Source organism: Paraburkholderia sp. MM5477-R1, assembly GCF_050436385.1.
Classification (GTDB): domain Bacteria; phylum Pseudomonadota; class Gammaproteobacteria; order Burkholderiales; family Burkholderiaceae; genus Paraburkholderia; species Paraburkholderia tuberum.
Genome location: NZ_JBNDMC010000007.1, coordinates 582,899 through 607,622, shown reverse-complemented (window position 1 = coordinate 607,622; position 24,724 = coordinate 582,899). Strand labels below are relative to the sequence as shown.

The following is a 24,724-nucleotide window of genomic DNA, read 5'->3' as shown; positions in this document are numbered from 1 at the left end:
TTAAACTCCCTTCCTTGCGGTTTCGTTCGCAGCGTGCGCCGCTTCGCGCTGACTCTCGACCAACGCGGCAAGCGTGTTGATCGAGCGAAAGTGCTCGCGCGTGCGTTCGTCGTTCGCCACGATGGTCAATTGGTATTGTTTGCGCAGCACGATGCCGATTTCGAGCGCGTCGATCGAATCGAGACCGATGCCGTCGGAACCGAACAACGGGGCGTCGTCGTCGATATCGGCGGGGCTCAGGTCTTCGAGATCGAGGGCTTCGATCAGAAGCTTTTTAATTTCCAGTTTTAAAGAATCCATAGTCGAACAGGTGCTGGGTAATGTGGGCTTCTACGGCATTCGTCACGCTGCGCGCCGCAATGGCCGCGGTGGTGTCGTGCGCGGCCAGCTCGTCGACGCCAAGCGGCGCGAGCACGTTCACGCGCATCCGGAAAGCGCGCGCCGGCACGTCGTACCAGCGCATCTGCCGCGTGAACGCGGGCGGATCGCAATCCATCAATACCGGCACGATCGGCGCGCCGGCCTTCAGCGCCATGTGCGCGAATCCGCGCGAGAACGCGTGCAGCCGGTTCGGCGCCGGGCTGCGCGTGCCTTCCGGAAAAATGATCATCGTATAGCCGGCCGCGAGCTGCTTCGCGCCGGCCTCGACGAGCGCGATCGCGTCCGCGTTGCTCACGTATTCGGCCGCGCGCACGATGCCCCAGAAACACGGGTTGTGCCAGTGCGCGTGCTTCACGACGCAGCACGCGCGCGGCGTCAACGACAGCAGAACCATCACGTCGAGGTAAGTCGGGTGATTCGCGACGACGATCGCCGGCCCGCCCGCGCACAACGCCTCGGCGCCGGACACTTCGAGTTCCATCACGCCGAGACCGCGCATCACCGCGACGAGCGCGCGGAAAAACCGGTGAATCACGACGGTCACCGCGCGCTGCCGCGACGCGCGATGCGGCCACAGCCACGCGAGCGGAAACACGAGCACCGAAAACAGCACGCCGCACACGCCGAACGCGACGAAAGCGAGGCCAGTCGCGCAAAAACGCCACGCGTAATCAAGCCGCGCGCTCATCCCACCTCCAGTGCCACAGCGCGCCCGCGCGCTGCCAGCGCGCGGGCCGGCCGGTTTCGAGGCAGTGCAGCAGCGCCTGGCTCTGGGTCGGAAAGCTCGGGGCGTCGCTCAACGCGGATCGCGGGTCGCCGCGTCGCTCGGCCACCTCCTGGTCAGCGCGGGTCAAAGAGCAAACAACCTGCCCAGCCGACGCATGTTTGTCGAGCAATATCGCGATCGCACCGCCGTGCACTTCGTCTTCGATCGTGCCGTACGCGAGATCGGCCGGTTCGTCGGCATATACGAGCAGCACCGGCGCATCCGGTTGCGTCGCGTATTGCGCGTACGCTTCGAGCAGCGCATAGCCGAGCGTCTGCGCTCCAGCCGATACCGCGCTCGCGGCCGAGCGGTCGCCGCGCGCAATCCCGAACACGCCGGTCATCGCGTTCAACACCGACAGGCTGAAGGCGGTCGGCGATACCGGCTCGCCGGCGCTGATGCTGCGCAGGATGTCGGTGGTACGCCGCAACTCCCCGTGCCGCGAAGCGAACACCACGCGCGCGGGTTCCTGCGCGACGCAGTCGTGCGCGACCTTGAGCGCCAGCTTGGACAGCGTGCTGAGACGCCGCCGCACGATCGGCTCGATGAAGCCGATATCGGGTGCGGCAGACGAGGTAGCCGGCCAGCTAGACCAGCGACCGACCGGAATGGTCCAGTGCAGATCGGGCATATTGGTGTTCGCGCGTGGAAACGGGGAAGGGGCTCAAGCGCCTGACGGAATACACAGCCGTCACGGCGAGCGCCGCCGCGCGGATCGGGAAGTTCCAGCCCGGGACCGACCAGTCTGCCTGTCAGGGAATGCAGCACCGGCGATCGGGCCCGATTTGTCAGGCGCCCCTGACAATCGGTGCAGTGGATAGCGGCTCAGGCTCCTTTTGTGGCCGAATAGTACCGGGTATTTTGAATCAGATCGGCGAGGAAAGACGTATCCATCTGTATCCGCGCCTGTCACGCAACACATTGTTAGACGATTTGACAAAACCGGCCGCGACGACGCACCGGAAGGCGATCTCGTGCGTCGGCGCTGGCGCGACAACGCCGCCGGAACCGACGAAAAACCTTTCATTCGTCTTTCTTCGAATAAGCCGCAGAGCGAAAACACCGACGCCGCGTCGTGCGTGCAAACAACATTCGTGGCAACGATGCGCCCGCGCCTGCTATACTCCGGCCCTCATTGGGGAGTAGCCGCCCCGCGGCACGTCCGCACCGCTTCGCCGGTGCGTCGCACGTGTGGTTCGCGGGGGCGCCTGTCAACAGACTTGGCCTGCACGGCCATGGCAGTCGCAGCCTCTGGCCTGGCGAGACCGATGATCCACACGCGCCGCAACAGGGCCCGGCGTGTCGTGGGTCGTCGCTCGTTCATCTTCGGCCCGAGGAATCCATTCAACGTGAATCAAGCTTTTCTGATTTCGACCGGAGCGGTCGCGCTCGCCGAGATCGGCGACAAGACGCAACTGCTATCGCTCGTGCTGGCCGCGCGCTATCGCAAGCCCGTGCCGATCATTCTCGGCGTGCTCACGGCGACGCTGATCAATCACGCGGGAGCCGGCGCGCTCGGCGCGTGGCTCGGCTCGATGCTGACGCCGACCATCATGCGCTGGGCGCTGGCGGCGTCGTTTATCGGCATGGGGCTGTGGATTCTCGTGCCCGACAAGCTCGACGAAGAGGAAGCCAACACGAACCGCACGCACTTCGGGGTGTTCGGCGCGACGGTCGTCACGTTCTTCCTCGCGGAGATGGGCGACAAGACGCAGATTGCGACGGTCGCCCTCGCCGCGCGCTTTCACGATTTCTTCGGCGTGGTGGGCGGCACGACGCTCGGCATGATGATCGCGAACGTGCCGGCGATCCTGCTCGGCGACCGCTTCGCGCATCGTCTGCCGACCAGGCTCGTGCACGGCATCGCCGCGGTGATGTTCGTCGTGCTGGGCGCGATGGCGTTGTTCGGGGTCGGGGTCTGAGCTACTGCGCGGCCTTCGGCGCCGACGCCGCGCCCGCGGGGGGCATGGCCGCCGGCAGCGACACTTCGTTGGCGTCCGCGCCGCCACCGCCGCCGAGCGGAATCTTCACGGTGCGCACCGCGCCGTTGGCCAGCGGGAAATCAGCCAGCGCGCTACGCGCCAGATATGGCATTGCCCGCACCAGCGACGACTCCTCGCCGACATTGCGCGCCGTGACGTTGTAGACTTCCCGGCCGCTCGCGCGCTCGGTGATCCGGATGCCGAGCAGATGCGTGAACACCGGATAGCTCTGGTTCACGTACGTCGCCGGGAAAGGCCCCCACGGTCCCCACGTATCGAACGGCCGGCCCCAGTAAGGACCGGGCCACGGGTTGTAGTAGACCGGCTGCGCGACGGTCACGATGTCCGAGCGGATGCCATAGGCGAGCTCGACCAGATAGCGCGCGTCGTCGTGCGAGACTTCGCGGAACGCGTGCAAGGCGAGCTCGTTCGCGACGATCCGCTCGTACGCGCTCAGTTCGAGATTGTTCTTCTGATCCTCGTGCCGCGTGAACGCATAGGTGCGCGTCGCGTCGCTTCCGCTCCAGTCCGAGAACGCCGTGACCTGCGTGGTCACGTAGGTCGTGCAGCCGGACAGCAGCGCCGTCAGCGCGACGAACAGCAGCGCGACGCGGCGGGTCCATCGATCGATGTTCATGGTCTGCCTCGTGATGCCTCTGATTGCATCTGATTGCATCTATTCTGCTTCAGTTGAAACTCTGCTTCACTCGAGATTATTCCGTCGCGCGATCCGCTGTCCGGCGGACGATGCCGGCGCTCCGCCACGCGCGGCGCCCGATAATACGCTGACCTCGCCAGCCGGTAAAAGGTTCTTCCCCTGTCCGTCGAAAGCGGCAGCGCTACCCGGCGCCGAGACTCGGCCCCCTTCCCTTCCGCACGATTGCCCGAGGCTTTGTACAATGAGTCGACCAAGCCCGGCTCGCGCGCCGTTTGCGCGCCCGACCGCTCGAGTACACCACCACAGAACGCCATGGCCGATACCGCAACGCCCAATCTGATCCGCCGCGCCGATTACGCGCCGCCCGCCTTCCTGATCGACACCGTCGCGCTGGAGTTCGATCTGGTCCCCGAACGCACGGTCGTCAGGAACACGATGCGTGTTCGCCGCAACCCGGATGCGTCGCGCGCCGCCCATCTCGAACTGATGGGCGAGCAACTGGAGTTCGTCAGCGCCGCGATCGACGGCAAGCCATTCCCGAACGCGCACCCCCACGAGCACGGCCTGCTGCTCGACGACGTGCCGGACAGCTTCGAGCTGACCCTCACCAGCATCTGCAATCCCGCGGAAAACACCACGCTGTCGGGGCTGTACGTGTCGAGCGGCAACTTCTTCACCCAGTGCGAGGCCGAGGGCTTTCGCCGCATCACCTATTTCCTCGACCGCCCCGACGTGATGGCGAGCTTCACGGTCACGCTACGCGCGAGCAAGGCCGACTATCCGGTGCTGCTGTCGAACGGCAATCTTCTCGAACAAGGCGAGTTGCCCGACGGCCGCCATTTCGCGCGCTGGGAAGACCCGTTCAGGAAGCCGAGCTATCTGTTCGCGCTCGTCGCGGGCAAGCTCGTCGCGCTCGAAGAACGCGTGAAGACCGGCTCAGGCAAGGAAAAGCTGCTGCAGGTCTGGGTCGAGCCGCACGATCTCGACAAGACCCGTCACGCGATGGATTCGCTGATCCACTCGATCCGCTGGGACGAACAGCGCTTCGGGCTTGAGCTCGATCTGGACCGCTTCATGATCGTCGCGGTCAGCGACTTCAACATGGGCGCGATGGAGAACAAGGGGCTCAACATCTTCAACACGAAGTACGTGCTCGCGAACCCCGAAACGGCCACCGACACCGACTTCTCGAACATCGAGGCGGTGGTCGGCCACGAGTACTTCCACAACTGGACCGGCAATCGCGTGACCTGCCGCGACTGGTTCCAGCTGAGCCTGAAGGAAGGCCTGACGGTGTTCCGCGACCAGGAGTTCTCGGCCGACATGGCGGGCGGCGCCATCGACGAAGCCGCGCGCGCGACCAAGCGCATCGAGGACGTGCGGGTGCTGCGCCAGATGCAGTTCGCCGAGGACGCGGGCCCGATGGCGCATCCGGTGCGCCCGGAAAGCTACGTCGAGATCAACAACTTCTACACGATGACCGTCTACGAGAAAGGCTCGGAAGTCGTGCGGATGTATCAGACGCTGTTCGGCCGCGACGGCTTTCGCAACGGCATGGACCTGTACTTCAAGCGTCACGACGGCCAGGCCGTGACCTGCGACGACTTCCGTCACGCGCTCGCCGACGCGAACGGCCGCGACCTCGCGCAGTTCGAGCGCTGGTATAGCCAGGCCGGCACGCCGCGCGTGTCGGTGCGCACGCGCTACGACGCCGCGCAGCAGCGCTACAGCGTGACACTGCGCCAGGGCTACGGCGATGCCGTCCCGGCCGCGCGCGAAACGCAGAAGGGGCCGCTGCTGATTCCGTTCGCGATCGGTCTGATCGGCAAGGACGGCCGCGATCTGCCGCTGCAGCTCGACGGCGAGCCGAAGGCGTCGGAGTCGACCACGCGCGTGCTCGAATTCACGCAGACCGAGCAGACCTTCACGTTCGTCAACGTCGGGCAGGAACCGCTGCCGTCGCTGCTACGCAATTTCTCGGCGCCGGTGATCGTCGAATACGACTACACGGGCGAACAGCTCGCGTTCCTGCTCGCGCACGACAGCGATCCGTTCAACCGCTGGGAAGCCGGCCAGCGGCTTGCCACGCGCGAGTTGCTCGCGCTGGCCGCGCGCGCGGCCACGGGCGCGGCGCTGCAGTTCGACGACTCGGTGGTCGCCGCGTTCGCGCGCGTTTTGACCGACGCGACGCTGTCGCCGGCGTTCCGCGAGCTCGCACTGATGCTGCCGTCCGAAGCGTATCTGGCCGAGCAGATGGCCGAATCGAATCCGGCCGCGGTGCACGCGGCACGGCAGTTCGTGCGCAAGCGCCTCGCGAATGCGCTGCGTGACGACTGGCTGAAGGTCTACGAGCAGCATCGCACGCCGGGCGCCTATGAAACGACGCCTGAGGCCGCCGGTCATCGCGCGCTGAAGAATCTGGCGCTGTCGTATCTGACCGAACTCGACGACTCCGCGGACGCCGTGCGTCTCGCGGCCGCGCAATATGAAACCGCGAACAACATGACCGACCGCGCCGCCGCGCTGTCAGCACTGCTCAACGCGGCCGCGCCGCAAGGCGGCAGCCCCGAGGCGCAGCACGCGCTCGACGACTTCTATCGACGCTTCGAGAAGGAGCCGCTCGTCATCGACAAATGGTTCGCGTTGCAGGCCACCCAGCGCGGCGGCGCACGACATCCGGTGATCGATACGGTGCGCAAGCTGATGACGCATCCGGCCTTCAACCTGAAGAATCCGAACCGGGCGCGTTCGCTGATTTTCAGCTTCTGCGCGGCCAACCCCGCGCAGTTCCACGCGGCAGATGGCTCCGGCTACGCATTCTGGGCCGAGCAGGTGATCGCGCTCGACGCGCTCAATCCGCAGGTGGCCGCGCGCCTCGCGCGCTCGCTCGAACTGTGGCGACGCTTCACGCCGGCGCTGCGCGACAGCATGCGCGCGGCGCTCGAGAAAGTGGCCGCACAGGTCAAGTCGCGCGACGTGCGCGAGATCGTCGAGAAGGCGTTGGCGTGATGCATCTCTGAGTTCCCGAGTCACATCGGAAAGCCGGCACGCGTTGCCGGCTTTTTTTTCGCGTTGTTTTCAGCTGCGTTCACGCGCTCGTGTCGCGCCGTTAGCCGTTTGGCCGACTGTTCATCAGACCTCGCCGGGCAGAAAGTATACGTACAGGTTTGATGGTTTACATTTAACGCAGCACGTTATAAGATTCGATGATCACGACATTCGCAGACAAGGCCACCGCAAGAATTTTCCAGGGCAGGTTCGTGCATTCGTTACCACGCTCGATCCAGGCGCTAGCGCATCGCAAGTTGCTGATGATCGACGCCGCGAGCTCCGTCTCGAATTTGCACGCGCCGCCCGGAAACCGGCTCGAAGCCTTGCAAGGTCAGCGCAGCGGGCAATGGAGCATCCGCATCAATGCGCAGTGGCGCATCTGTTTTCACTTCGTCGGCGAGGACGCGCTGAATGTCGAGATCATCGACTATCACTGACTACTGGGAGACCGACATGGTCATCAAACGCTCCGCGCTCAACAGCATCGATTTCTCCGACATCGATACGGGCGCGGCCATTGCCGAGATCCATCCGGGCGAAATTCTGCGCAGCGAGTTCCTCGAGCCGCTCGGCATGTCCGTCAACGCGCTCGCGCTCGCGCTGCGGGTGCCGGCGCCGCGCATCAACGACGTCGTGCGCGGCCGCCGCGCAATCTCCGCCGATACCGCGCTGCGGCTCGAGCGCTACTTCGGCGCCAGCGCGCAGTTCTGGCTCAATCTGCAAATCGCCTACGACCTGCGCGTCGCCACCGCCGCCGCCGGCGAGCAGATCGAACGGGAAATCGAACCGATGCCGCGCGCCGAGCGCCCGAAACTGCCCCGCGTGCCGGCCGGACACGCCCGGGCCGCGGCCCTCGCGGCCAGCGTCAGCGGCACCGTCTCGGCCAAGGCGCGCCGCAAGACCTGAAGCCGGCCGTGCGACCAAAAGCACGGAGCCGACACAAACGAGCGGTTAAAATCCCATCATTCTTCTAGCCTTCCGGAGTACAGCAATGTCTTTGCAACGTCGTACCACTCTCACGAAGTACCTGATCGAGCAGCAGCGCGAAACCAACAACCTGCCCGCCGACCTGCGCCTGCTGATCGAAGTCGTCGCGCGCGCGTGCAAGGCGATCAGCTACCACGTCAGCAAGGGCGCGCTCGGCGATGCGCTCGGCTCGGCGGGCAGCGAAAACGTCCAGGGCGAAGTGCAGAAGAAGCTCGACATCCTCTCGAACGAAATTCTGCTCGAGGCGAACGAATGGGGCGGCAACCTCGCGGGCATGGCCTCCGAGGAGATGGAACAATTCTTCCCGATTCCGGCCAACTATCCGAAGGGCGAATATCTGCTCGTGTTCGATCCGCTCGACGGCTCGTCGAACATCGACGTGAACGTGTCGATCGGTACGATCTTCTCGGTGCTGCGCTGCCCGGACGGCCATCAGGCCACCGAGCAATCGTTCCTGCAGCCGGGCACGCAGCAGGTCGCCGCGGGCTATGCGGTGTACGGCCCGCAAACGGTGCTCGTGCTGACCACCGGTAACGGCGTGAACTGCTTCACGCTCGATCGCGAACTCGGCTCGTGGGTGCTCACGCAAAGCGACATGCGCATTCCCGTCGAAACGCGCGAGTACGCGATCAACGCGTCGAACGAACGCCACTGGTATCCGCCGGTTCAGCAATACATCGGCGAGCTGAAGGCGGGTAAGGACGGCTCGCGTCAGGCCGACTTCAACATGCGCTGGATCGCGTCGATGGTCTCCGACGTGCATCGCATCCTGAGTCGCGGCGGCATCTTCATGTACCCGGCCGACAAGCGCACGCCGGACAAGCCGGGCAAGCTGCGTCTGATGTACGAAGCGAATCCGATGGCGTTCATCGTCGAGCAGGCGGGCGGCGCCGCAACCAACGGCGAGAAGCGCATTCTCGACGTCCAGCCGAAGAGCCTGCACGAGCGCGTCGCGGTGTTCCTCGGCTCGAAGAACGAGGTCGATCGCGTGACCCGCTATCACCTCGAAGCGAAGAAGTGATCTCAAAAGAAAAAAATGCCTCAAGGGGCTTGTCAAGGCACTAAAGTAGTCCCTATAATTTCGTTTCTCCTGATGCCGGAATAGCTCAGACGGTAGAGCAGCGCATTCGTAATGCGAAGGTCGGGGGTTCGATTCCTCTTTCCGGCACCATCAAGTTTCAAGCAAAAAGCCCAGTCCTCGCGACTGGGCTTTTTGTTTTCTGGAGTCTGTGTAGGCGCTGCGTAGGCATTTCACGTCAACTAGATGTGTTTTCGGACGGCCAGGTTCTCGAATATTTCACGAACTGTCGGCCGAGCCTAGCCTGGCGCATCTGGCCGAGTTCGACCCTGCTCTGCCGTTTGCTTGTCCGTCGGCCGAATGGCCGCCTTGAGATGGGGATGTGACACAGCCTCCTGCCGGCATAATCAGGAAATCTGCCAGTGCCGACAAGTGGGGCCAAGCCGATTTCTATCGAGCATGCACGCTGCTCGCCCGAGGCCACCGTTGACGCGTCCGCGCATTGAAGTCATTGATCAATCGGCTGATCCGGTCGTGCAGTAGTGAGCAAACTGTTCTGCGGAGAGCGCGAAACCCCTCTGCCTGGCGAGTTCCCAAGGACGTTCGCATTGGTGCGTGGATTCACACCAGGAATACCCAGCCGAACCAATACAACCATGTGCATCGCGATCTGCACCGACAACGGGTGACGGGCTGCTGGGCGGCGAGGCCGCGCAAGCGCTTAGCAAGCATGTCATCGTGACAGTGGCCAGGCAAAGAGAAAAGTAGTCTCGGCGCATAAAATGAGTCCCGGATTTGTGTGACGTCGGATTTTGGTCTTTTTGCCGTTTGCGAGTCGCGCAATAGCGCTTGTGGGCTAACCGGCAGCGAGCCGCTGCCGGTTCCGACCGCGCTCGATGCTAACGGCCAATCTGCTGTATCCCCGCCAGTCGCCAGGCCGGGTCGCCATGCTCGTGGCCCACGATGTTCCAGACCTCCTCAAACGGTTGCGCCGTCTGCGCGTCCTCGTCTTCCCGCATCTGGCCGTGAAAGCGAAGGCTAACCAGTGTTTCGCTGCCATTGTGTTCCGTGCTCAACAATTCCACGTCCAGCTGCGTGATTTCCGTATGGCTCGGCTGGTTGCCCCGATCTTCCAGGTCCCGCTTGATCACCGCGAACATTTCCGGGGTTGTCAGCTCGAAAAGGTCGCCTTGTTCGTTCTGGTCCCAGGCGCGTTGCAGACGCAGGAACAAGGTCCTGGCCGATGCCAGCAAGACCGCCTGATCGAGCCCGACAGGCAGCCCCGGCACTGTCGTTGTTTGTGCCGCTGCGGCGGGATTCATCACTGTGCGCGGCCAGGCACCGAAATTCGTCTCAGGCGCCGCCTGCCCGCTCTGATTCATGAGCAAGGAGCCGTTCATGCGCTGCCCGTTCGCCGCGTCGTGCCCATAAGCGAGATCCGGACGGCGCCGGTTGGCAATGAAGCGGAACAGCATGATGCCGGCGACAATCACGAGGCCGATCACCACTACGTTCGACAGCATCTGGGCCAGCCCTTCACCCAGCCCCAACGACGACATCAGCGCGGCAATGCCGAGTCCTGCGGCCAGGCCGGCGAGCGGGCCCATCCAGCGGTTGGCTGGCTTCGCGGCAGCGGCCGCCGGCGCGGCCTGCTGCGCCGGTTGAGCTTGCTGGCTCCGTTGGCCTTGCCCGGACGGCGACGCCGTCTGCGACTGGCGGCCGACACTACTACCACCGCCAATACGCTTCGCTTCGGCATGGTTGGATGCGACAGTGCCCGCGACGAGCACTAGCGCCATGGCCAGGACAGCTGCACCACGCGTCACGACACTCGCAAGGCGTCGCAACTGATTGATTGTGTGCGAATACATAAGAATCTCTTTCGTGTAGGACAGAAACTCGCGAAGGTCGCCCGAACGCGTCTTTCCATCGCGGACCGCAAATAGCGAGCAATACCGCTCGTACGATGCCACCGTAGCCGTGCAAGCATGGCTTGCTTAGACGGCATCAGGCTCAGCGCTCCAGGTGCACTCGCGTTGACTCGCGCGGCGCCTCGCGACGCGCGCCTGGCGCCTGCGGACGATCGAAGAAACGGCGCGGGCAAGCGCGAGATCGAGGGCGCCGCGCCAGTCTTTCGCAATCGACGTCACCACGACCGGATTCGCACCGGGCACCTGCACCTGCACCTGGCAACGCTTATCGAGTCCGCGGCGCGGGCCGTTGACGTCGGAGAGATTGACGGTGGCCCGGGAAACCAGCCAGGCCATCCGGCGGAACACAAACTGGGTGCGTTGGCGCGCAAAGCTGCGCAAGCGTGCAGCTTCAATGTCGCAGGACTTGAACAGGACTTGCATGAGACCTCCATCAGAAACAGAAAGAAAAAACGGGTTAGCGAAACAACGACCGCCGGGGCGGAAGCCTGAGTGCTTAGTCGTTGAAGCCAGTTTATCGGTTTAACGCGCCATTACAATCACCTTTCACCCAATAGATACTTGTCGCGTCTGCAACGTCACCCCAGTGGGCGCAAAGCAATTACAAACGACGAAACGCCGGAGCGAATGACGAATTCGCGCCGGCGCAAAAATGCAATGAAACGCTAATACTGGAAGGGGATGGAATGCCGGTATGCGCGGCTGAATGCAGGCCCGGTTGCAGACGATGAAGCGGCGACGATGCCGCTCGCCGGAGGTCACCGGGCCGGGCAGTCGAAAGCGCCCGGCCATCCGGCTGATAGCCCATTAACTTCCTTTGTAGATCGAATGATCCGAGGCCACCTGGGTCGGTGCGCCGGAAGCGGCCGAGCCCGATTTCACGCCACCGTGGCCACTGAGTGCCTGCTGAGCCGCCACGCTTTTCAGCGCGGCCTGGAGGTGCGTGGGGTAGTGCGCGTCACCGTGGTTGCCGTCGTAGCCCGCTTGCCGCAGCTGGGCCAGCTCCGCGCGCACTTGCTCACGGGTGAGGGGGCCGTTGCTGTTAGCGGATGCAATCGTCGGCAGAACGAGGACCGAAACGAGTGCGATAACCGGAATGAATGTTTTAGCCATGGTTAATTCTCCAATTTAATTTCAGAAACAGAAAATACTGGGTTAGCGAAACAACGACCGCTGGGGCGGAAGCCTGTGTGCTTAGTCGTTGAAGCCAGTTTATCGGTTTAACGCATCATTACAATCACCTTTCACCCAACAGATACTTTCCGCATCTGCAACGTCATCGGGTACCTCGCGGCGCAAAGCAATTACAAACGACGAAACGCCGGAGCGAAACGAATTCGCCCCGGCGCAAGAATGCAATGAAACTGTCGCTAATACTGGAAGGGGGATGGAATGCCGGTCTGCGCGGCTAAGTGCAGGCTGCCGTCACGCGCATTCGTCATGCCGCTGGCCGCGACCTGCGCAGTCGTGGTGGGGCAGTCTCAAGAGTCAAGTGCAACGTTTAGCTAATCCAGCCTTCTCTAACTCTTTAGCCATTGCTTCCTCGGGGGAGTCCCAGCCGAGCGTCTGGCGAGGCCGCCCGTTGAGCAATTTGGCGATGTCATTGAGTTGGGTCTGCGAGAGCGTCGAAAGGTCTGTGCCCTTTGGCAGAAACTGACGCAGCAAGCCGTTGGTGTTCTCATTGCTGCCGCGCCCCCCCGCGTCACAATGGTTGTCGCCTGGATAAAATTGGAATCTGGGGGCGATAAAGAGAGAACAAGTTGGCGCGTTACGGAAAGACATTCAAGGACAGGGCAGTGGCGCGGTTGCTGCCGCCGGAGAGCGCATCAGTGGAAGAGGTTGCGCGAGAGATCGGTGTGGGCGCGCAGACGCTGGAGCGCTGGCGCAGTGATGCGCTGTCCAGGCCCGCTCGCGAGCGGGCCTGGACAGCGGCCGCGCGTTTCGAAGCGGTGTTGAGCACGGCAGCGATGGACGAGACGGCCCGCAATGCGTGGTGCCGCGAGCATGGCGTGTATCCGCAGGTTCTGGCGCAGTGGCGGCAAGCGGCCACGCAGGCGCTGGCCGAGCCCGAAGGGGCCCGTGCGAGTCCACAGCAGACGAAGCAGGACCAGCGTCGCATCAAGGAACTGGAACGCGAACTGCGGCGCAAGGAGAAAGCACTGGCCGAGGCAGCCGCATTGCTGGTTCTTTCAAAAAAACTCGGGGCGATCTTCAACACGGACAAGGGCGAGGACGAATGATCGGCCTCGAAGATCGCCAGTTCCTGGCCCGGGAAATCGATTCGGCAAGACTGGCTGGCGCACGGTTGCGCCTGGCCTGCGAGGTGGCCGGAATCGACGTGCGTACCCTGCAGCGCTGGAGGGCCAATCAAGGGCTCGTCACTGGCGACGCCAGGCCCGGCGCGATGCGCCTGCTGCCCGCGCACACCCTGAGCCCGCAGGAGCGGGAAAACGTGCTGCGCGTAGCCAGCGAGCCGCGCTTTGCCGACATGCCACCGGCGCGCATCGTGCCGATGCTGGCTGACGAAGGCGTGTATATCGCCAGCGAATCGACCTTTGCACGCGTGCTGCGCGAGCATGGGCAGATGAGGCGCCGTGGCCGTGCCAGAACTCCTTCGAGCGGCCGGCCGCCGACCACGCACGTTGCAACCGCGCCGCGCCAGGTGTGGTGCTGGGACATGACCTATTTGCCGGCAACGGTCACAGGGCGATGGTTCCACCTGTACCTGATTCTGGACCTGTACAGCCGCAAGATTGTCGGCTGGGAGGTGCACGACAGCGACGCGGCCGAACACGCTGCTCATCTCGTACGTCGTACGGCGCTCTCCGAAGGCATTGCCGCCCTTGAGGCCCGGCCGGTGCTGCACGGCGATAACGGGGCGACGCTGAAGGCCACTACCGTGCTGGCGATGCTGCACTGGCTGGGCATCAAGCCGTCGTACTCGCGCCCCCGGGTCAGCGACGACAACGCCTATGCCGAGGCGCTGTTCCGAACCGCGAAGTACCGGCCGGAGTTTCCGGTCACAGGCTTCGAGGACCTGAACGCTGCTCGCACCTGGGCTGCCGGCTTCGTGCAGTGGTACAACTTCGAGCATCGTCATAGTGGCATCCGCTACGTGACGCCTGCGCAGCGTCACGCCGGTGACGATCGTGCGCTTCTCGCCGCTCGGCATGCACTGTACGAGAGGGCCCGCGAGCGCAATCCGGCCCGCTGGTCGCGCCACACGCGCAACTGGACACCGGTTGGTGCCGTGACGCTTAACCCCGAACGCGACTCAGTCGTCGAGATGGCGTCGATCAGCGCAAATAAACAGCCTCTGGCTGCATGAGTGAGGCGACAACTTGCTTGACGCGCGCCGGCGCTGCCAGGGCGCATGCGGATCAGCAAACCAGATATCGATATTGAGCCGCCTGGAGAGCTCGACATGGCAGGCCATTTCCGTTCCCCGATCGTAGGTCAGGCTCTCGCGAAGAAAGGCCGGCAACTTCTTCATTTGCCGCGAGAAGCCTTCCAGCGCATTCCTGGCCGTACAGCCATCCATGCGGCACAGAATCACGAAGCGCGTCTTGCGTTCGACCAGCGTGCCCACGGCGGAACGATTAAACGCACCCTTGATGAAGTCGCCCTCCCAGTGCCCCGGCAACAGCCGTTGCTCGATCTGCTCGGGGCGATATTGGATGCGCAAATCCTCGGGAACATAGCTGCCGCCAGCAAGCGTCGTGCGCCGATTTCCGCGCGCCGGTTTTTCCTGGCGCAAGGCTGCGATCATGGCTGGTTTCAGCGAGCCACGTGCATAGGTGTAAATGGCAGCATAGACCGTCTCGTGGCTGACGTGCTGACTTGGGTCGTCTGGATACATGGCCCGCAGTTTGGCAGCGATTTGCTGCGGCGACCAGCGCCAGTAGACCAGGTGATCATGCACATGCCGATAAAGCGCGCTGCCTTCGATCAACTTGCGCGGCCGTACGCAGCGCCGACGACGCAGCCGATAGGCCGAGGCCGCCTGCGTCGCACAGTAGCGCGGCGCGTCCACGCTGCAATTACGCGCCAGTTCGCGCGACACCGTCGAAGCGCTGCGCCCCAGCAGCCCCGCAATAGTTCTTATGCTGCCGCCCTTTTGATGTTCGATCATGATCGCCGCGCGTTCTTCCGCACTCAAATGCTTGTAGTTCTTCTTCATCGCAACACCCTACCTCATTCAAGGTGTTGCACTTGGAACTAGAGACTAAGTGGTCTCGTGCAAAATCCAGCCCGGTGTTGGTTATCGCCGCAAGACGTTATTCATCGTGGCCCGGCGTCCTGCGACTGCGCGCCATCGAATCGCACCCAGTTGGGCGCACTGCCGGACAGCGGTGCGGCAGCCTACAGCAAAAGCAGCGTTGCCGAGACGACGCACGTCGGCACGACGGCAGCGAGCAACAGGCCGAGCAGGCTGACTGACTCATCATGGAATCCCTTGTGCACGATGGCGAGTCCTGCGGGATTCGGCGCGTTGGCGATCACTGTGAGTCCGCCTCCAGCGACTGCGCCGGCCAGCAGCATGTACTTCGCCTGGTCCGGAAGGCCCGCGATCAGCGAGCCGAGATAGGTAATCGCCGCGTTGTCCATGATCGCCGTCAGGCCAAGCGCGCCGGCATAAAGTGCGTAAGCATCGAGCGATGCGACGACCGGCTGCAGCCACCATCGCTGCAAACCCCCGAGCACGACCAGGCCTCCGAGAAAGAACGCTACCAGCAGGCTCTCGCGCAACATCAGCGGCGACTGGTACTGCTCGTATGCCTGCGTGAAGCCCAAAAAGAAAAGCAGGAGGCCGATGAAGATAACCGGGTGATGGGCCGACAGCACCACCGCGACGAGAAAGCCGGTGTGTATCAGCGTGACGCCCGTCGGAACGGGAACCGCGGCGGCGGGCGCGTCGTTGCGCTCTGCGTGCTTCGGGAGCTTGCGGTGCATGAATAGCAGCAGGCCTGTTGCGTTGACCAGCACGGCAATGGCCGCCTTCCAGCCAAACTGCGCCGCCATAAACGCGCTGTCCCATCCCCAGGCGGCGGCAACCATCAGCACCGGAGGCGCGGCATAGGCGGTCAGCATGCCGCCGACCGACACGTTGACAAACAGCACCGCGAGCGTGAAATATTTCCAGTGTTCGGCGATCGGCGACCTGAAAAGCCGGTCTCGCAGGATCAGCGCTGCCAGCGTCATTGCGGCCGGCTCCGTGATGAACGAGCCGAGCAACGGAACTAGGGTCAGGGAAAGCCAGATGACGCCTGTTTCCGTCTTGACGGGAAGGACACGCGCGATGTGCGACACGAGCGTCGTGACCGCGTCGAGAATGGGCCGGCTCGCGGCGATCACCATGATCACGAAGACAAACAGGGCTTCGGTGAAGGAGCGCGATTCAGCATAGGCCACGGCCTGCGCAGAACCGGCCAGCGCGACGATAGCCAGACACAGGATCAGGGCCCAGAGGCCGAAGACGACTTCCACTTCGCCGAGAAAGTGAAACAGGCCCGCGTGGTGCGGGTGCCGGTGGGCCAGAACGTCGAAGCGTTTCGCAAGGAGCGTATGGAGCAGGGCCAGTCCGAAGATGACTGTGCCGGCGATTTCAACTGAATGTGGCATGTGTTCGCTTTGAATGGCGATGGAACGGACTCTGGAACGCACGCGGTTGGTGTTGCCGCCGGCCGGATCGCTGGCCTCGCTTTTAGGCAGCTCTCAGCGTAGCCACGACATCGTGCCGCGTATCGGTATCGACGCGGGCAAGCAGCCTGACCGTGTGGAGGCCGATCCTGAGCGCGTCGACTTCGAGAAAGTTTCCGGAGGCCGCCATGAGGTTTGTAGTGCAAATTAATTGTGTCAATCCAGAATTCTGGCGGCAGGGCCGAGCGGCGCCTGGAATTCGTTGAACTTAAATTCTTATCGAGGGGCTAGCCGGACTCAATCGCCAGTTGACAGTTTCATTTGATCTATGAGGGTTGGCGGCCGAAATTCCCCTCGATTCTGCGCGTGAAGCATGCGCGGCAGCAATTGGCGTGAGGCGTCTAACGCGCTCAGCCATTTACATCTGATCGCATGGCACGGACCCGTTGTTCAATGGAGTGTTACTCCGGCATCGCCGACGAATGGTGATTGAGGATCTTCCACTCCCCATCAACCTTCTTGTACACGAATGTATAGCGCGCATGCACCTTCTGATGCTTGCCGTTCTTCACCAGGTCGAACGTATAGACGCCCGTGTCCAGCGCCGAATCGTCGCTCAGCAAGCGGATCTCGCGGAGGTTGATCGTACCGTGCGGTTTCAGCTTCAGGAACTTCACGAAATAGTCCTTGATGCTGGCGGGAGTCGTGCGGACTTCATTGGAAACCGTTGGCTCCAGTACGGCATCGGGTGCGTACAGTCTGGCAACGGAGTCGGCGTCGCCCGTTGCGAGCGCCTCATTCCACCGATCGAACAGCGACGCGATTTCAGCTTCGCGCTGATTCGTCGGCGCCACGGCGATTTCGCGATAGACCTTCGGTACGAGGGCTTCGCCTGCAAACACGCTAGTGCTGAAAACAACTGCGGCGGCGATCAAAATCTTCTTCATTTTTGCGTTCAATCCATTTAAACGAGAGCCAACGAGGAGTCGGGAAACTACAGCCACCAGGCGCCTTAGGCTACAAGGGAACCTTTCAGGTATCGCCGCCTGCCAACGGCCAGCCAGCTATGTCGTCAGTCGACCTGTCTGGGACGTATTGTGATATTACACCCAATATTGATGTATTCGTCAACTATGACGTAATAGGAAAGTTTTAGCCTCGTTGTTCGCAAACGCTTCGCGCGAACAGACGCCTGATGACGTTGCAAGCGTGGAAACTCACGCGTCGACGCGCACGACGCAACGCTACGACCAACATTCGAGCGCGATCCGGTTTGAAGAGGTTGAGCGGATTTCTTTATAGAAGTGATCGCGCTTCTCATTCGGATCGCCGATGCTCTTCGAGAATCGCCTGAATGCGCCGGTGCGGTGGTTGTGGGGTCGTTGCAAAGGACAGCGCAGACCGTCCCTCTGATATCGACCTGGTAGTCTTTTGTCTGGAAGGCGCAGGACATTCGTTACTTCAAACGATAATCAAGCAATTCGCGCCGTCGAAAATTCTTTTCACGTTCGACGGCATGCACGATTTGGACAGAGTGATAGATCGCCTCGCTAGTGCGTTCCAGAACGCATTGTTGACAATCCAGCCCGCTGTGTCGAACGGCCGAAAGGGCCGGGCCCGGACGGTCGACCTGTGTTGCTGCGGTTGCGCCGCAGCATCGCCGCCAACTTCCGTAGCCGACCCACTTCCCACGTCAGGTCCGACGTTGTGCCAGTGGCCGTTTCCACGTGGACAAGCGGCAGTCAAACTCTTTGTTCGATCATCGGCGGTCGGTACGTTCTACTCCTGTAGACTGCCGCAATGACCCAAGAAATCGATTACCTCAATCCCAGCCTTCCTTCTGGTCTTCGGCGCGTGTCAATGCCCGTGGTCGATGCGACCCCCACAACGCTTGATGGATTCGGCAGGCTTGTAGCAGACCCGAGCGAGTGTTCGATCGAGATTGTGCAGTGGCCGGCAGTGGGTGCAAGGCCCGTTGACCCTGGAACCGGTGATGAGGCAGGCACGACCGAAGGCACATTTGTGAGCGAATGGCGCGGGGACATTCTGTACGGTCGAAACGAGGCTGTGGGCGGCAACTACATCCTTGCGTACGCAGTGGAGCCTGAAGCAGCCCGTGACGACAACACCAATGTACCGGAGCGCATGTTGCTTTGGCACGCGAACTACCACCCAGACGGTGGACAACTGTTCTTTCCTCTCGACCATCGCCCGTTCTACGTTCCCTTGGCGCTGCCCGGGGACGACATAGCGCCAGAGAAGTTCGTGTGCTTTCGCTTTGATGGACAGCAGGGCCTCTACATCCATCCAAACATCTGGCATGAAGGTGTGTTCACTCTCGAAGGAACCCAGCGGTTCTTTGACAAGCAGGGCGCCGTCCACGCGCGCGTCTCTGTCGACTTTGCCCGCGAGTTTGGTTGTCTCCTCGAGGCACCGATTGCCCGCGACGCCCAACCCCTTCGAGGCGGCGGCCTACAGCTGTAGCGCGAAGGGAACACCCGCTCCCGACCCGAAGCGGTTGGCCATCGCATAACGGGCGCCAGCGTCCCCATCTAAAGGTCCAGCGGACATACGTCCTCGGTTCGCCAGTATCGCATCCCTTTATGAGAGTGATGAGGCGCGCGCCACGCGCACGAAGTATCCCTGAAATTAACGGACGTCACCGACAGGCCAACAACGTTAGTCATCGTTCGTCAGGAGAACTGCGAAACGACGTGTCGATTCGAACGTGGAAAACGCAATGACCAGGCCGACGGTGATCGGCACTGCGAGGAAGGCGCCCGCGATGCCCCAGATCGACGACCACACCGCCAGACTGATCAGGATCACCGCGGGCTCAGGTTCAGTGAGCCGCCCATCAGCCACGGGTCGAGGAGATGGCCGACCACGAAGTTCGCGAGCGTGAGCGAGATGAACAGCACGATCGCCGCGTTCCACTGGCCGAACTGCAGCGCAGCGAGCAGCGTCGGCACCGCGACCGAGATCCACGAGCCCACATACGGGATGAAGTTCAGTAGGCCGGCCAGCACCGCCCAAAGCTCCGCGAATTCGAGTCCGACGAGCCGCATGCAGGCCCAGCTGGCGATGCCAAGGATCGCGCCGAGCAGGGTCTTCATCGCGAGATAGACGCCGATCTTCGAGTTGATCTCGTCGATTACCGACACGATCCGCGTCGAGTCGCCCGCGAAGTTCATGAGCTTGCGGCGGTATTTCGCGTGCTCGATGAGAAAGAACGTCTCATAAAGCAGCACGACGATGATCGCCGCGAGCAGCGACGACACCGACGACAGCGTGGCGGTTATGATCGCCTGCACGTTGACGCTCGCTAACAGGTCGCGGCGGATCGCAGCCCAGTTGGCCTCCGTTTCGATGTGCAGCAGCGCGGCGAACTTCGTAAACAGTACGAGCAGCGTCGCCTCGTACTTCGGCGCGACGGCCATCAGCCGGTCCCTGTCGGACAGCAGCAGGTCGACCGACAGGTAGACCGTGAAGAGCATCAGCGTCGCAGCGATCGCGTGGCGCAGGCCGTCCCGCAGGCGTGCACCGAGGTAGGGAATGCGGCGCAGCAGGTTGGCAAGACCGAAGACCACGTACGTCGCGATGATGCCGAACGCAATTGGCACCAGCACGGGGCGGCCGACATACAGTCCCCACCCGAGCAGTGTGGCGAGCACGGCCGCACATGTGCATTTCAGCAGGCCCGGGTCCATGCGTTTCCTCGCGAGCAGCGCTGCCTGGCGGGTTGTGGGCCGCCGCGTCAGTCGCAGGGGGACTTTTCGTCGGGTAGCGTCGGGTCGGCGGTGCGGCGCTTGCGCCGTCCTCGCCACAGCAGGCTGACGACGAGCGCGACGACACCCGCGCCGATCACGATCGCCATCGCAGCCGGCAGGTGCGAGCGGACCCACGGCACGTTGCCGAAAAAATACCCGGGACCCGCAAGTGAGCATATCCAGATCACCGCGCCGCCGGTCGCGAAGCGCACAAAGCGGCGAAACGGCATCTTCGTCGCGCCGGCGAGCGCGGGCGCGACCGCCCGGACGATTGCGATGAACGGAGAGTACAGCAGCAGCGCGGCGCCGTGACGTACGTAGAGCGCGCGCGTTCGCGCAGTCACCTTGTCGATCCAGCCGCTGCGCTTCGGGTTCCATACCGACGCGACGGCACGTGCCAGCGCATAGTTGAACACTTTTCCTGCAACCGCGGCCGCGACCAGCAACGGCGCCAGCCACACAGGCTGCAGCACGCCGACGGCAGCGAGCGCGCCGGACAGGAACAGGAGCATGTCCGCGGGCAGAATGACGAGCGGCAGTACGCCGACACTGCAGAAGACGATCGCCCCGAGGATTGCGTAGGCCAACGGCCCATGCTGGACCAGCAGCGCTTCGAGGTCCTGGTCCAGTTGCAAGACGAATTGCACGAACGTGGCCATGTGTGCCGGCTACGTGTCCGTTGGTGGAGGGGGAAGTATAGCGGCAAGCGCGCAGCAGTCCCGCGCTTCGGCGAAGCGCTCTACAACTCGCTGGCCGAACCGAGACAACTGATGGTGGTGAAGGCGGCTGAACATAACGACTGGATGGGCCGCGTCGACGAAACCTCGTGGCGGGAGGCGATCGGCTTCCTGCTCACGCCTTCGCATTGAAATATGAAAGCACGCTCCGTCCCGTCGAGCTGGAAACGCTTCTATGTCCTCGATGCGAAGAGCAGGCCTGTCGAGGTGTTCGACCGCGGCGAGTGGTCGCGCTGGATGACTGAAAACGAACTGATCTTCCGCCGCACACTGCTGGACGAATCCGGCGTGATGGTCACGACCCGCTTCCGCGGTGTGTCCGAACCGAAAACCGGGGAGGTTTCGCTGTTCGTGACGCGCATCGCCGGAATGGAAGCGCGAGACAACACGAGCTACGGAGCAAGTACGCTCGATGAGGCGCTGGAGCAGCAAGAGCGCATCGTGCAGAAAATCCTCCGGATGCTGACCGCGCGGTGATCGCCACAGCGCGACGATTCTCCGCGAGACGCAAATGCCACAGAAGGCGCAAGGGAGTGTAGATTAGGATCTTGTTGCGACCCGCCACTGTGTCTTCGAATCGGTCGCCATCCGAACCAGTCCTGAAGTTGCACAGGAGCCGGCATGAACACGAAGCACAGCAAGAAAGGTCATCTCGAAGCCGCGGCGTCACACCACGAGCAGGCCGCGCGACATCACCGCGAGGCGTCGCGGCATTTCGATGACGGTCAAGACTTTGCCCACGCCGCACATCAGGCGATGATGGCCCATGGCCACACGTTGCATGCGATCGATCAGGCACACGACGCTGGCGCGCACAGCGCCAATACGCCATCAATAACGCCTCCATCGACCGGCTCAGCCGCAAGTGCCGCGGACGTGGCAAAACATCATGCGGCGGCCGTGGAGCTTCACATGCAGGCGGCGCAGCATATGCGCCACGCCGTCAAGCTCTTCGATCAGGATCGTAGCGCGGCCTCCCACGACGCACAGCTAGCGCTCTCCCTTGCACTGCGCGCTTTGTCCCATGGCAACGAAGCAGCCAGACTATTTGTCAAGCTCGCTGCCAGTGGTGCATCGTGAGTTAAGGCCGGTTGAATTCAAGCCAGTCACAACTTATTTGGTGGAGTATTCGGAGTGGTGCGATATCCGCTTATACGAATTCTTGAGCGCACCGAAAGCTGAATCGCTTTCTGCACGGCATGCACGCGGTACAGCACCAGGTTGTCGCGCGGATCTACGGTCGTGGGCCTGCCGCAAAGATCCGCGCATTGATAGGCATGGCGCAATCCAGCGCGCCACTCGCGACCAGGCCTTTCGCTCCACTCAGGTGAAGCCGGTAAGGAAAGGTGCTCAACCGGCGTAGCGCTGAAACTGGCTCGTTCAACTACACTTCGTCGCCTGAGCGGACGGGCAAGGAGGAACGCGCTGGTCATCTGGGAACGAGCTGTAGATGCGGTGCTGTACGCGCTTAAACCGCGACCGCTAAAAGAGCCGCTGATGGATGCCGGATTCGCTCGTTGACAATGAGATCAGGACTCAACTCTTGTTTGTTGAACGACCCAAACTGGGCCGAAACCAGAAGTTCCTCTGCGTGCTCGCGCGAGGCCACGCAAGTACTAGTGCATGGTATGCGTGACGTGGAAATAGATTTCAGGCGCCTCATCGCGCCCCGTCCTGCGCTTCGCTGTCCGACGCATCAATGCACGCATATGCGACCCACGTACGAGATTTGCCGAAACCGCCGCATTGGCATCGCGGAGCGCAGTGGCCAGTTCGTGCGCAAATACGCGTTGAAACACCGCCAGCGCTCGTTCATTTCCTCTACCACCCGTTGCGAATAGCCAGCGAGCGAGTCACGACAACCATTTGCGGTATCGCGCTCGAACAACTCATCCGCTATCCGCTGCGCCGCCGTTTGCCGGTTATCCCGATTCGCCGGTTCACCAGCCTCGGTGGGTAGTTTCGCATCGCACTCTGGGAGCGCCATTTCGTCGGGCAAAGTCATCCCAGATGTCCCGCGCCATGCCTGCAACACGATCCGTAGCATACCGAACGTGGTCAGCCCGACATCGCCGTCGTTATAGAGGAAGCAGTACACGCACGAGTTGCACAATGCCCGGTGGCAGCCCCCTTCGTTGTCGGCAAAGTGATGAACGACGGCGAGCAACGCCGCGAATGCACGCAGCCCAGTCAGGCCGTAGATCTTTCGCATTGAATTGCCCGGCGATCACGCAAGTGAGCACGACGCAGCGCCAGGTAAAAGAGGTGCGGCCACGCGATGCGCGGCTCCCAGCGGCAAATAGTGTTGACGCAACGATGTTGCGAGACAGGCCTACCCTCCTCGCGCAGCCGGCCTTCGGTATCGGCTGTTTGCAGACTGATGCGGGTGTGGTTGCCGGTTCACCCGACAACGGGTGAGAGGCCGACGGCAGCACGGCAATTGCATCGTATAAGTTCGCCGCAACGCGGTGTGTGCGCTAACACCCCACCTGATCGGTAAGGTCTCGAGGGTGCGCCGACGAGTCGCTTCGGGCCTGATACAGCCGTTTGCGGTCAGCGTTGCGCCGCGTCCGGCGCGACGTCGTGGCGCAACGCATGGCCAGCCTGGTCGGGAACGTGGAGCGGGTCGTACGACCGTGGCATCGCGAGGTTGCGCGCAACGACGGTATCGGCCTGTGCGCTCGGCTGCTGGCGTGGCGCGCCGTATGCCGCTATCGCTTGCGCGGGTGCCGACGCGAACCACAAGATCCTGCCGGCGCATTCGATGCCAACCTGACGTCCGTTCCAGTAGACAGCGTTTTCCATCGCGACCTCTCCCCGAACATGAACAACGTCATCATCCGCGCCGCGCCTCGCGTGTCCGTCTGCCAGCGCACGTCGAGCCATCAGTAGTCGCTTCAATCATAGGTGGCCCGGTGCGCTGCGCATGACTTGTCACCAAATGAGGTCCTTTTGTCACAGCAATGCGGGAATCTGTTTGCCAACCCCTGTCAGTCAGTTGATTAACGACCAAATCTTTAAATGGTGTTTTGCGCGGTCAACGCGATGGGGAATGGGTCGTTTACAAAGAATTAGACTGCAAGTTATGCAATCGGCAAATTGCGTACGTTCAGTTCAGGAAAAGCGCAAAACCTGTCGATGCGGCAATGCACAAGTTTGTCACGTTTTAGTCATGCGACAACGTTAGATGCAGCGCGGCGAAAATATCGATCGGTCGTGCTAAAGCCTACGCCGGGCAAGGCTCAGAGGAACTGGCAGAAGGAGCGGGAAGGAGATGATTTCGCGCTGGCAATTAAGCGGATCAAGCAGACCGCGAAACGCAGGCAATAGTCAGAGGATAAATTTTATTCAATCCCTCCGCTGGTGTGTCGGCTTGTGCCGTTAAAGCAACAGAGTGTGTATGACTCGCATCGGACACTGGTGCGATGCAGGGAACGAGGCTGATAATCGATTCGCAAAGGAGAAAGATCATGGATGCCAAACCACCGAAGATTCCGACCCCGGACAAAGTTCTTTACCCGGATCCGGAACCTGTGGCCGTCGAGTTTTTGGGAGCCGAGCTGCCCGAGCATGTTCGCGCTTTCTTTGACGAACAACGCAAGTCGTGCGATCCGAAGTAACGGTTCCTTGGCGCGGCGCAGCATTCGCGCTCGTTGATTTCACGCGCAGCGAATACTCGCGTCCTCATTACGCGTCCGACATCTCCGTCATGACGTTGGATCAGCTCGCCTGAGCACAGCAGTTGCACTGGGCCACGCGGCTCGACCGTGTACGCGCGTCCTTCTCTCGCCCACTTCGCCCCG

Annotated in this window: 27 protein-coding genes, 1 tRNA gene, 2 pseudogenes and 1 riboswitch; of the genes and pseudogenes, 12 read left to right on the top strand and 18 right to left on the bottom strand. The window is 62.3% G+C overall.

Going from position 1 to position 24,724, the window contains the following annotated elements; translation table 11 throughout:
- The 3 genes from OKW35_RS31705 to OKW35_RS31695 are packed head-to-tail and all read right to left on the bottom strand — an operon-like array spanning position 1 to position 1,778.
- A complete protein-coding gene (locus OKW35_RS31705; RefSeq protein ID WP_090801395.1) occupies positions 1-300 on the bottom strand; it encodes a phosphopantetheine-binding protein in 300 nt (99 codons plus the stop codon).
- A complete protein-coding gene (locus OKW35_RS31700) occupies positions 275-1,069 on the bottom strand; it encodes a lysophospholipid acyltransferase family protein (protein ID WP_429554147.1) in 795 nt (264 codons plus the stop codon). Before OKW35_RS31700 ends, OKW35_RS31705 begins: the two co-directional genes overlap by 26 nt.
- The gene (locus OKW35_RS31695; protein WP_429554146.1) at positions 1,053-1,778 is read right to left on the bottom strand and encodes a beta-ketoacyl synthase chain length factor; all 726 of its coding nucleotides are present in this window, start codon (positions 1,776-1,778) and stop codon (positions 1,053-1,055) included. Before OKW35_RS31695 ends, OKW35_RS31700 begins: the two co-directional genes overlap by 17 nt.
- 494 nt (positions 1,779-2,272) lie before the next feature.
- A riboswitch (yybP-ykoY riboswitch) is annotated at positions 2,273-2,486 on the top strand.
- A gap of 10 nt (positions 2,487-2,496) precedes the next feature.
- Here OKW35_RS31695 and OKW35_RS31690 point away from each other — a divergent pair.
- Positions 2,497-3,069 (top strand): TMEM165/GDT1 family protein, encoded by a 573-nt coding sequence (locus OKW35_RS31690; protein ID WP_090805421.1) that lies wholly within the window; start codon positions 2,497-2,499, stop codon positions 3,067-3,069.
- 1 nt (position 3,070) lies between these two features.
- On the opposite strand, the gene OKW35_RS31685 is transcribed toward OKW35_RS31690, so the two are convergent.
- A complete protein-coding gene (locus OKW35_RS31685) occupies positions 3,071-3,766 on the bottom strand; it encodes a DUF4136 domain-containing protein (protein ID WP_429554145.1) in 696 nt (231 codons plus the stop codon).
- A gap of 333 nt (positions 3,767-4,099) precedes the next feature.
- On the opposite strand from OKW35_RS31685, the gene pepN reads away from it, so the two are divergent.
- From pepN to OKW35_RS31660, 5 genes are all read left to right on the top strand, one after another.
- On the top strand, positions 4,100-6,796 hold the full coding sequence (gene pepN / locus OKW35_RS31680) for an aminopeptidase N (RefSeq protein ID WP_429554144.1): 2,697 nt from the start codon (positions 4,100-4,102) through the stop codon (positions 6,794-6,796).
- A gap of 197 nt (positions 6,797-6,993) precedes the next feature.
- A complete protein-coding gene (locus OKW35_RS31675) occupies positions 6,994-7,275 on the top strand; it encodes a type II toxin-antitoxin system RelE/ParE family toxin (protein WP_090801404.1) in 282 nt (93 codons plus the stop codon).
- A 16-nt stretch (positions 7,276-7,291) separates the two neighbouring features.
- Positions 7,292-7,744, top strand: a complete 453-nt coding sequence (locus OKW35_RS31670; protein ID WP_090801406.1) for a HigA family addiction module antitoxin — start codon at positions 7,292-7,294, stop codon at positions 7,742-7,744.
- Positions 7,745-7,829: 85 nt separating this feature from the next.
- On the top strand, positions 7,830-8,846 hold the full coding sequence (locus tag OKW35_RS31665; protein ID WP_090801408.1) for a class 1 fructose-bisphosphatase: 1,017 nt from the start codon (positions 7,830-7,832) through the stop codon (positions 8,844-8,846).
- 74 nt (positions 8,847-8,920) lie between these two features.
- Positions 8,921-8,996: transfer RNA gene (locus OKW35_RS31660), tRNA-Thr, on the top strand.
- 362 nt (positions 8,997-9,358) lie between these two features.
- Here the strand turns inward: OKW35_RS31660 and OKW35_RS31655 are convergent.
- The 5 genes and pseudogenes from OKW35_RS31655 to OKW35_RS31635 form a co-directional block, all read right to left on the bottom strand.
- Positions 9,359-9,622, bottom strand: coding sequence for a hypothetical protein (locus OKW35_RS31655; RefSeq protein WP_429554143.1), 264 nt, complete (start codon positions 9,620-9,622; stop codon positions 9,359-9,361).
- Between the two features lie 120 nt (positions 9,623-9,742).
- Positions 9,743-10,714, bottom strand: coding sequence for a Tim44 domain-containing protein (locus OKW35_RS31650; protein ID WP_184068772.1), 972 nt, complete (start codon positions 10,712-10,714; stop codon positions 9,743-9,745).
- A gap of 126 nt (positions 10,715-10,840) precedes the next feature.
- A complete protein-coding gene (locus OKW35_RS31645; RefSeq protein WP_090801418.1) occupies positions 10,841-11,197 on the bottom strand; it encodes a hypothetical protein in 357 nt (118 codons plus the stop codon).
- A 384-nt stretch (positions 11,198-11,581) separates the two neighbouring features.
- Positions 11,582-11,887: a DUF4148 domain-containing protein gene (locus OKW35_RS31640; RefSeq protein WP_184068778.1), complete on the bottom strand. Its 306-nt coding sequence runs from the start codon at positions 11,885-11,887 to the stop codon at positions 11,582-11,584.
- 375 nt (positions 11,888-12,262) lie between these two features.
- A pseudogene (locus tag OKW35_RS31635) lies at positions 12,263-12,466 on the bottom strand (transposase); the annotation flags it as partial.
- Positions 12,467-12,534: 68 nt separating this feature from the next.
- Between OKW35_RS31635 and OKW35_RS31630 the strand changes: the two are divergent.
- Positions 12,535-14,102, top strand: a protein-coding gene (locus OKW35_RS31630; protein WP_429552435.1) for an IS3 family transposase whose coding sequence is annotated in 2 segments (ribosomal slippage) — positions 12,535-12,973 and positions 12,973-14,102 — 1,569 coding nt in all. Because the reading frame shifts where the segments join, the coding sequence is not laid out codon by codon here.
- A 30-nt stretch (positions 14,103-14,132) separates the two neighbouring features.
- Here OKW35_RS31630 and OKW35_RS31625 read toward each other — a convergent pair.
- The 4 genes and pseudogenes from OKW35_RS31625 to OKW35_RS31610 all read right to left on the bottom strand — a co-directional run.
- A pseudogene (locus OKW35_RS31625) lies at positions 14,133-14,954 on the bottom strand (IS30 family transposase); the annotation flags it as partial.
- A gap of 182 nt (positions 14,955-15,136) precedes the next feature.
- Positions 15,137-16,396 carry a putative Na+/H+ antiporter gene (locus OKW35_RS31620; RefSeq protein WP_429554142.1) on the bottom strand — a complete coding sequence of 420 codons (1,260 nt, stop codon included), beginning with the start codon at positions 16,394-16,396 and terminating at the stop codon, positions 15,137-15,139.
- 82 nt (positions 16,397-16,478) lie between these two features.
- Positions 16,479-16,604 (bottom strand): PliI family lysozyme inhibitor of I-type lysozyme, encoded by a 126-nt coding sequence (locus OKW35_RS31615; protein WP_143037115.1) that lies wholly within the window; start codon positions 16,602-16,604, stop codon positions 16,479-16,481.
- A gap of 271 nt (positions 16,605-16,875) precedes the next feature.
- Positions 16,876-17,361, bottom strand: coding sequence for an SgcJ/EcaC family oxidoreductase (locus OKW35_RS31610; protein WP_429355986.1), 486 nt, complete (start codon positions 17,359-17,361; stop codon positions 16,876-16,878).
- 853 nt (positions 17,362-18,214) lie between these two features.
- On the opposite strand from OKW35_RS31610, the gene OKW35_RS31605 reads away from it, so the two are divergent.
- The gene (locus OKW35_RS31605; protein ID WP_187628911.1) at positions 18,215-18,898 is read left to right on the top strand and encodes an ureidoglycolate lyase; all 684 of its coding nucleotides are present in this window, start codon (positions 18,215-18,217) and stop codon (positions 18,896-18,898) included.
- 195 nt (positions 18,899-19,093) lie between these two features.
- Here the strand turns inward: OKW35_RS31605 and OKW35_RS31600 are convergent, their stop codons facing one another.
- Genes OKW35_RS31600 through OKW35_RS31590 form a run of 3 tightly spaced genes read right to left on the bottom strand, consistent with a single transcriptional unit; the run spans position 19,094 to position 20,843 of the window.
- On the bottom strand, positions 19,094-19,243 hold the full coding sequence (locus OKW35_RS31600) for a hypothetical protein (RefSeq protein WP_260321035.1): 150 nt from the start codon (positions 19,241-19,243) through the stop codon (positions 19,094-19,096).
- Positions 19,240-20,124 carry an AI-2E family transporter gene (locus OKW35_RS31595; protein WP_429554141.1) on the bottom strand — a complete coding sequence of 295 codons (885 nt, stop codon included), beginning with the start codon at positions 20,122-20,124 and terminating at the stop codon, positions 19,240-19,242. Before OKW35_RS31595 ends, OKW35_RS31600 begins: the two co-directional genes overlap by 4 nt.
- A gap of 47 nt (positions 20,125-20,171) precedes the next feature.
- Positions 20,172-20,843: a VTT domain-containing protein gene (locus tag OKW35_RS31590; RefSeq protein WP_184058051.1), complete on the bottom strand. Its 672-nt coding sequence runs from the start codon at positions 20,841-20,843 to the stop codon at positions 20,172-20,174.
- Here OKW35_RS31590 and OKW35_RS31585 point away from each other — a divergent pair, their 5' ends adjacent.
- The 3 genes from OKW35_RS31585 to OKW35_RS31575 all read left to right on the top strand — a co-directional run bounded on the left by OKW35_RS31585 (position 20,844) and on the right by OKW35_RS31575 (position 22,001).
- Positions 20,844-21,053, top strand: coding sequence for a hypothetical protein (locus OKW35_RS31585; protein WP_429554140.1), 210 nt, complete (start codon positions 20,844-20,846; stop codon positions 21,051-21,053).
- A gap of 3 nt (positions 21,054-21,056) precedes the next feature.
- A complete protein-coding gene (locus OKW35_RS31580) occupies positions 21,057-21,398 on the top strand; it encodes a hypothetical protein (RefSeq protein ID WP_429554139.1) in 342 nt (113 codons plus the stop codon).
- Positions 21,399-21,542: 144 nt separating this feature from the next.
- Complete coding sequence (locus OKW35_RS31575; protein ID WP_184058055.1) at positions 21,543-22,001, top strand: hypothetical protein; 459 nt, start codon at positions 21,543-21,545, stop codon at positions 21,999-22,001.
- A gap of 616 nt (positions 22,002-22,617) precedes the next feature.
- On the opposite strand, the gene OKW35_RS31570 is transcribed toward OKW35_RS31575, so the two are convergent.
- Positions 22,618-23,133 (bottom strand): hypothetical protein, encoded by a 516-nt coding sequence (locus OKW35_RS31570; RefSeq protein ID WP_429554138.1) that lies wholly within the window; start codon positions 23,131-23,133, stop codon positions 22,618-22,620.
- Between the two features lie 341 nt (positions 23,134-23,474).
- A complete protein-coding gene (locus OKW35_RS31565; RefSeq protein WP_184053110.1) occupies positions 23,475-23,726 on the bottom strand; it encodes a hypothetical protein in 252 nt (83 codons plus the stop codon).
- 665 nt (positions 23,727-24,391) lie between these two features.
- Between OKW35_RS31565 and OKW35_RS31560 the strand changes: the two genes are divergently transcribed.
- Positions 24,392-24,541 (top strand): hypothetical protein, encoded by a 150-nt coding sequence (locus tag OKW35_RS31560; protein WP_018421453.1) that lies wholly within the window; start codon positions 24,392-24,394, stop codon positions 24,539-24,541.
- Positions 24,542-24,724 lie beyond the last annotated feature (183 nt).

Coding starts and splice junctions, on each gene's coding strand:
- OKW35_RS31705 (WP_090801395.1), bottom strand. CDS start 300: ATGGATTCTTTAAAACTGGAAATTAAAAAGCTTCTGATCGAAGCCCTC.
- OKW35_RS31700 (WP_429554147.1), bottom strand. CDS start 1,069: ATGAGCGCGCGGCTTGATTACGCGTGGCGTTTTTGCGCGACTGGCCTC.
- OKW35_RS31695 (WP_429554146.1), bottom strand. CDS start 1,778: ATGCCCGATCTGCACTGGACCATTCCGGTCGGTCGCTGGTCTAGCTGG.
- OKW35_RS31685 (WP_429554145.1), bottom strand. CDS start 3,766: ATGAACATCGATCGATGGACCCGCCGCGTCGCGCTGCTGTTCGTCGCG.
- pepN (WP_429554144.1), top strand. CDS start 4,100: ATGGCCGATACCGCAACGCCCAATCTGATCCGCCGCGCCGATTACGCG.
- OKW35_RS31675 (WP_090801404.1), top strand. CDS start 6,994: ATGATCACGACATTCGCAGACAAGGCCACCGCAAGAATTTTCCAGGGC.
- OKW35_RS31670 (WP_090801406.1), top strand. CDS start 7,292: ATGGTCATCAAACGCTCCGCGCTCAACAGCATCGATTTCTCCGACATC.
- OKW35_RS31665 (WP_090801408.1), top strand. CDS start 7,830: ATGTCTTTGCAACGTCGTACCACTCTCACGAAGTACCTGATCGAGCAG.
- OKW35_RS31655 (WP_429554143.1), bottom strand. CDS start 9,622: ATGCGCCGAGACTACTTTTCTCTTTGCCTGGCCACTGTCACGATGACA.
- OKW35_RS31650 (WP_184068772.1), bottom strand. CDS start 10,714: ATGTATTCGCACACAATCAATCAGTTGCGACGCCTTGCGAGTGTCGTG.
- OKW35_RS31645 (WP_090801418.1), bottom strand. CDS start 11,197: ATGCAAGTCCTGTTCAAGTCCTGCGACATTGAAGCTGCACGCTTGCGC.
- OKW35_RS31640 (WP_184068778.1), bottom strand. CDS start 11,887: ATGGCTAAAACATTCATTCCGGTTATCGCACTCGTTTCGGTCCTCGTT.
- OKW35_RS31620 (WP_429554142.1), bottom strand. CDS start 16,396: ATGCCACATTCAGTTGAAATCGCCGGCACAGTCATCTTCGGACTGGCC.
- OKW35_RS31615 (WP_143037115.1), bottom strand. CDS start 16,604: ATGGCGGCCTCCGGAAACTTTCTCGAAGTCGACGCGCTCAGGATCGGC.
- OKW35_RS31610 (WP_429355986.1), bottom strand. CDS start 17,361: ATGAAGAAGATTTTGATCGCCGCCGCAGTTGTTTTCAGCACTAGCGTG.
- OKW35_RS31605 (WP_187628911.1), top strand. CDS start 18,215: ATGACCCAAGAAATCGATTACCTCAATCCCAGCCTTCCTTCTGGTCTT.
- OKW35_RS31595 (WP_429554141.1), bottom strand. CDS start 20,124: ATGGACCCGGGCCTGCTGAAATGCACATGTGCGGCCGTGCTCGCCACA.
- OKW35_RS31590 (WP_184058051.1), bottom strand. CDS start 20,843: ATGGCCACGTTCGTGCAATTCGTCTTGCAACTGGACCAGGACCTCGAA.
- OKW35_RS31580 (WP_429554139.1), top strand. CDS start 21,057: ATGAAAGCACGCTCCGTCCCGTCGAGCTGGAAACGCTTCTATGTCCTC.
- OKW35_RS31575 (WP_184058055.1), top strand. CDS start 21,543: ATGAACACGAAGCACAGCAAGAAAGGTCATCTCGAAGCCGCGGCGTCA.
- OKW35_RS31570 (WP_429554138.1), bottom strand. CDS start 23,133: ATGCGAAAGATCTACGGCCTGACTGGGCTGCGTGCATTCGCGGCGTTG.
- OKW35_RS31565 (WP_184053110.1), bottom strand. CDS start 23,726: ATGGAAAACGCTGTCTACTGGAACGGACGTCAGGTTGGCATCGAATGC.
- OKW35_RS31560 (WP_018421453.1), top strand. CDS start 24,392: ATGGATGCCAAACCACCGAAGATTCCGACCCCGGACAAAGTTCTTTAC.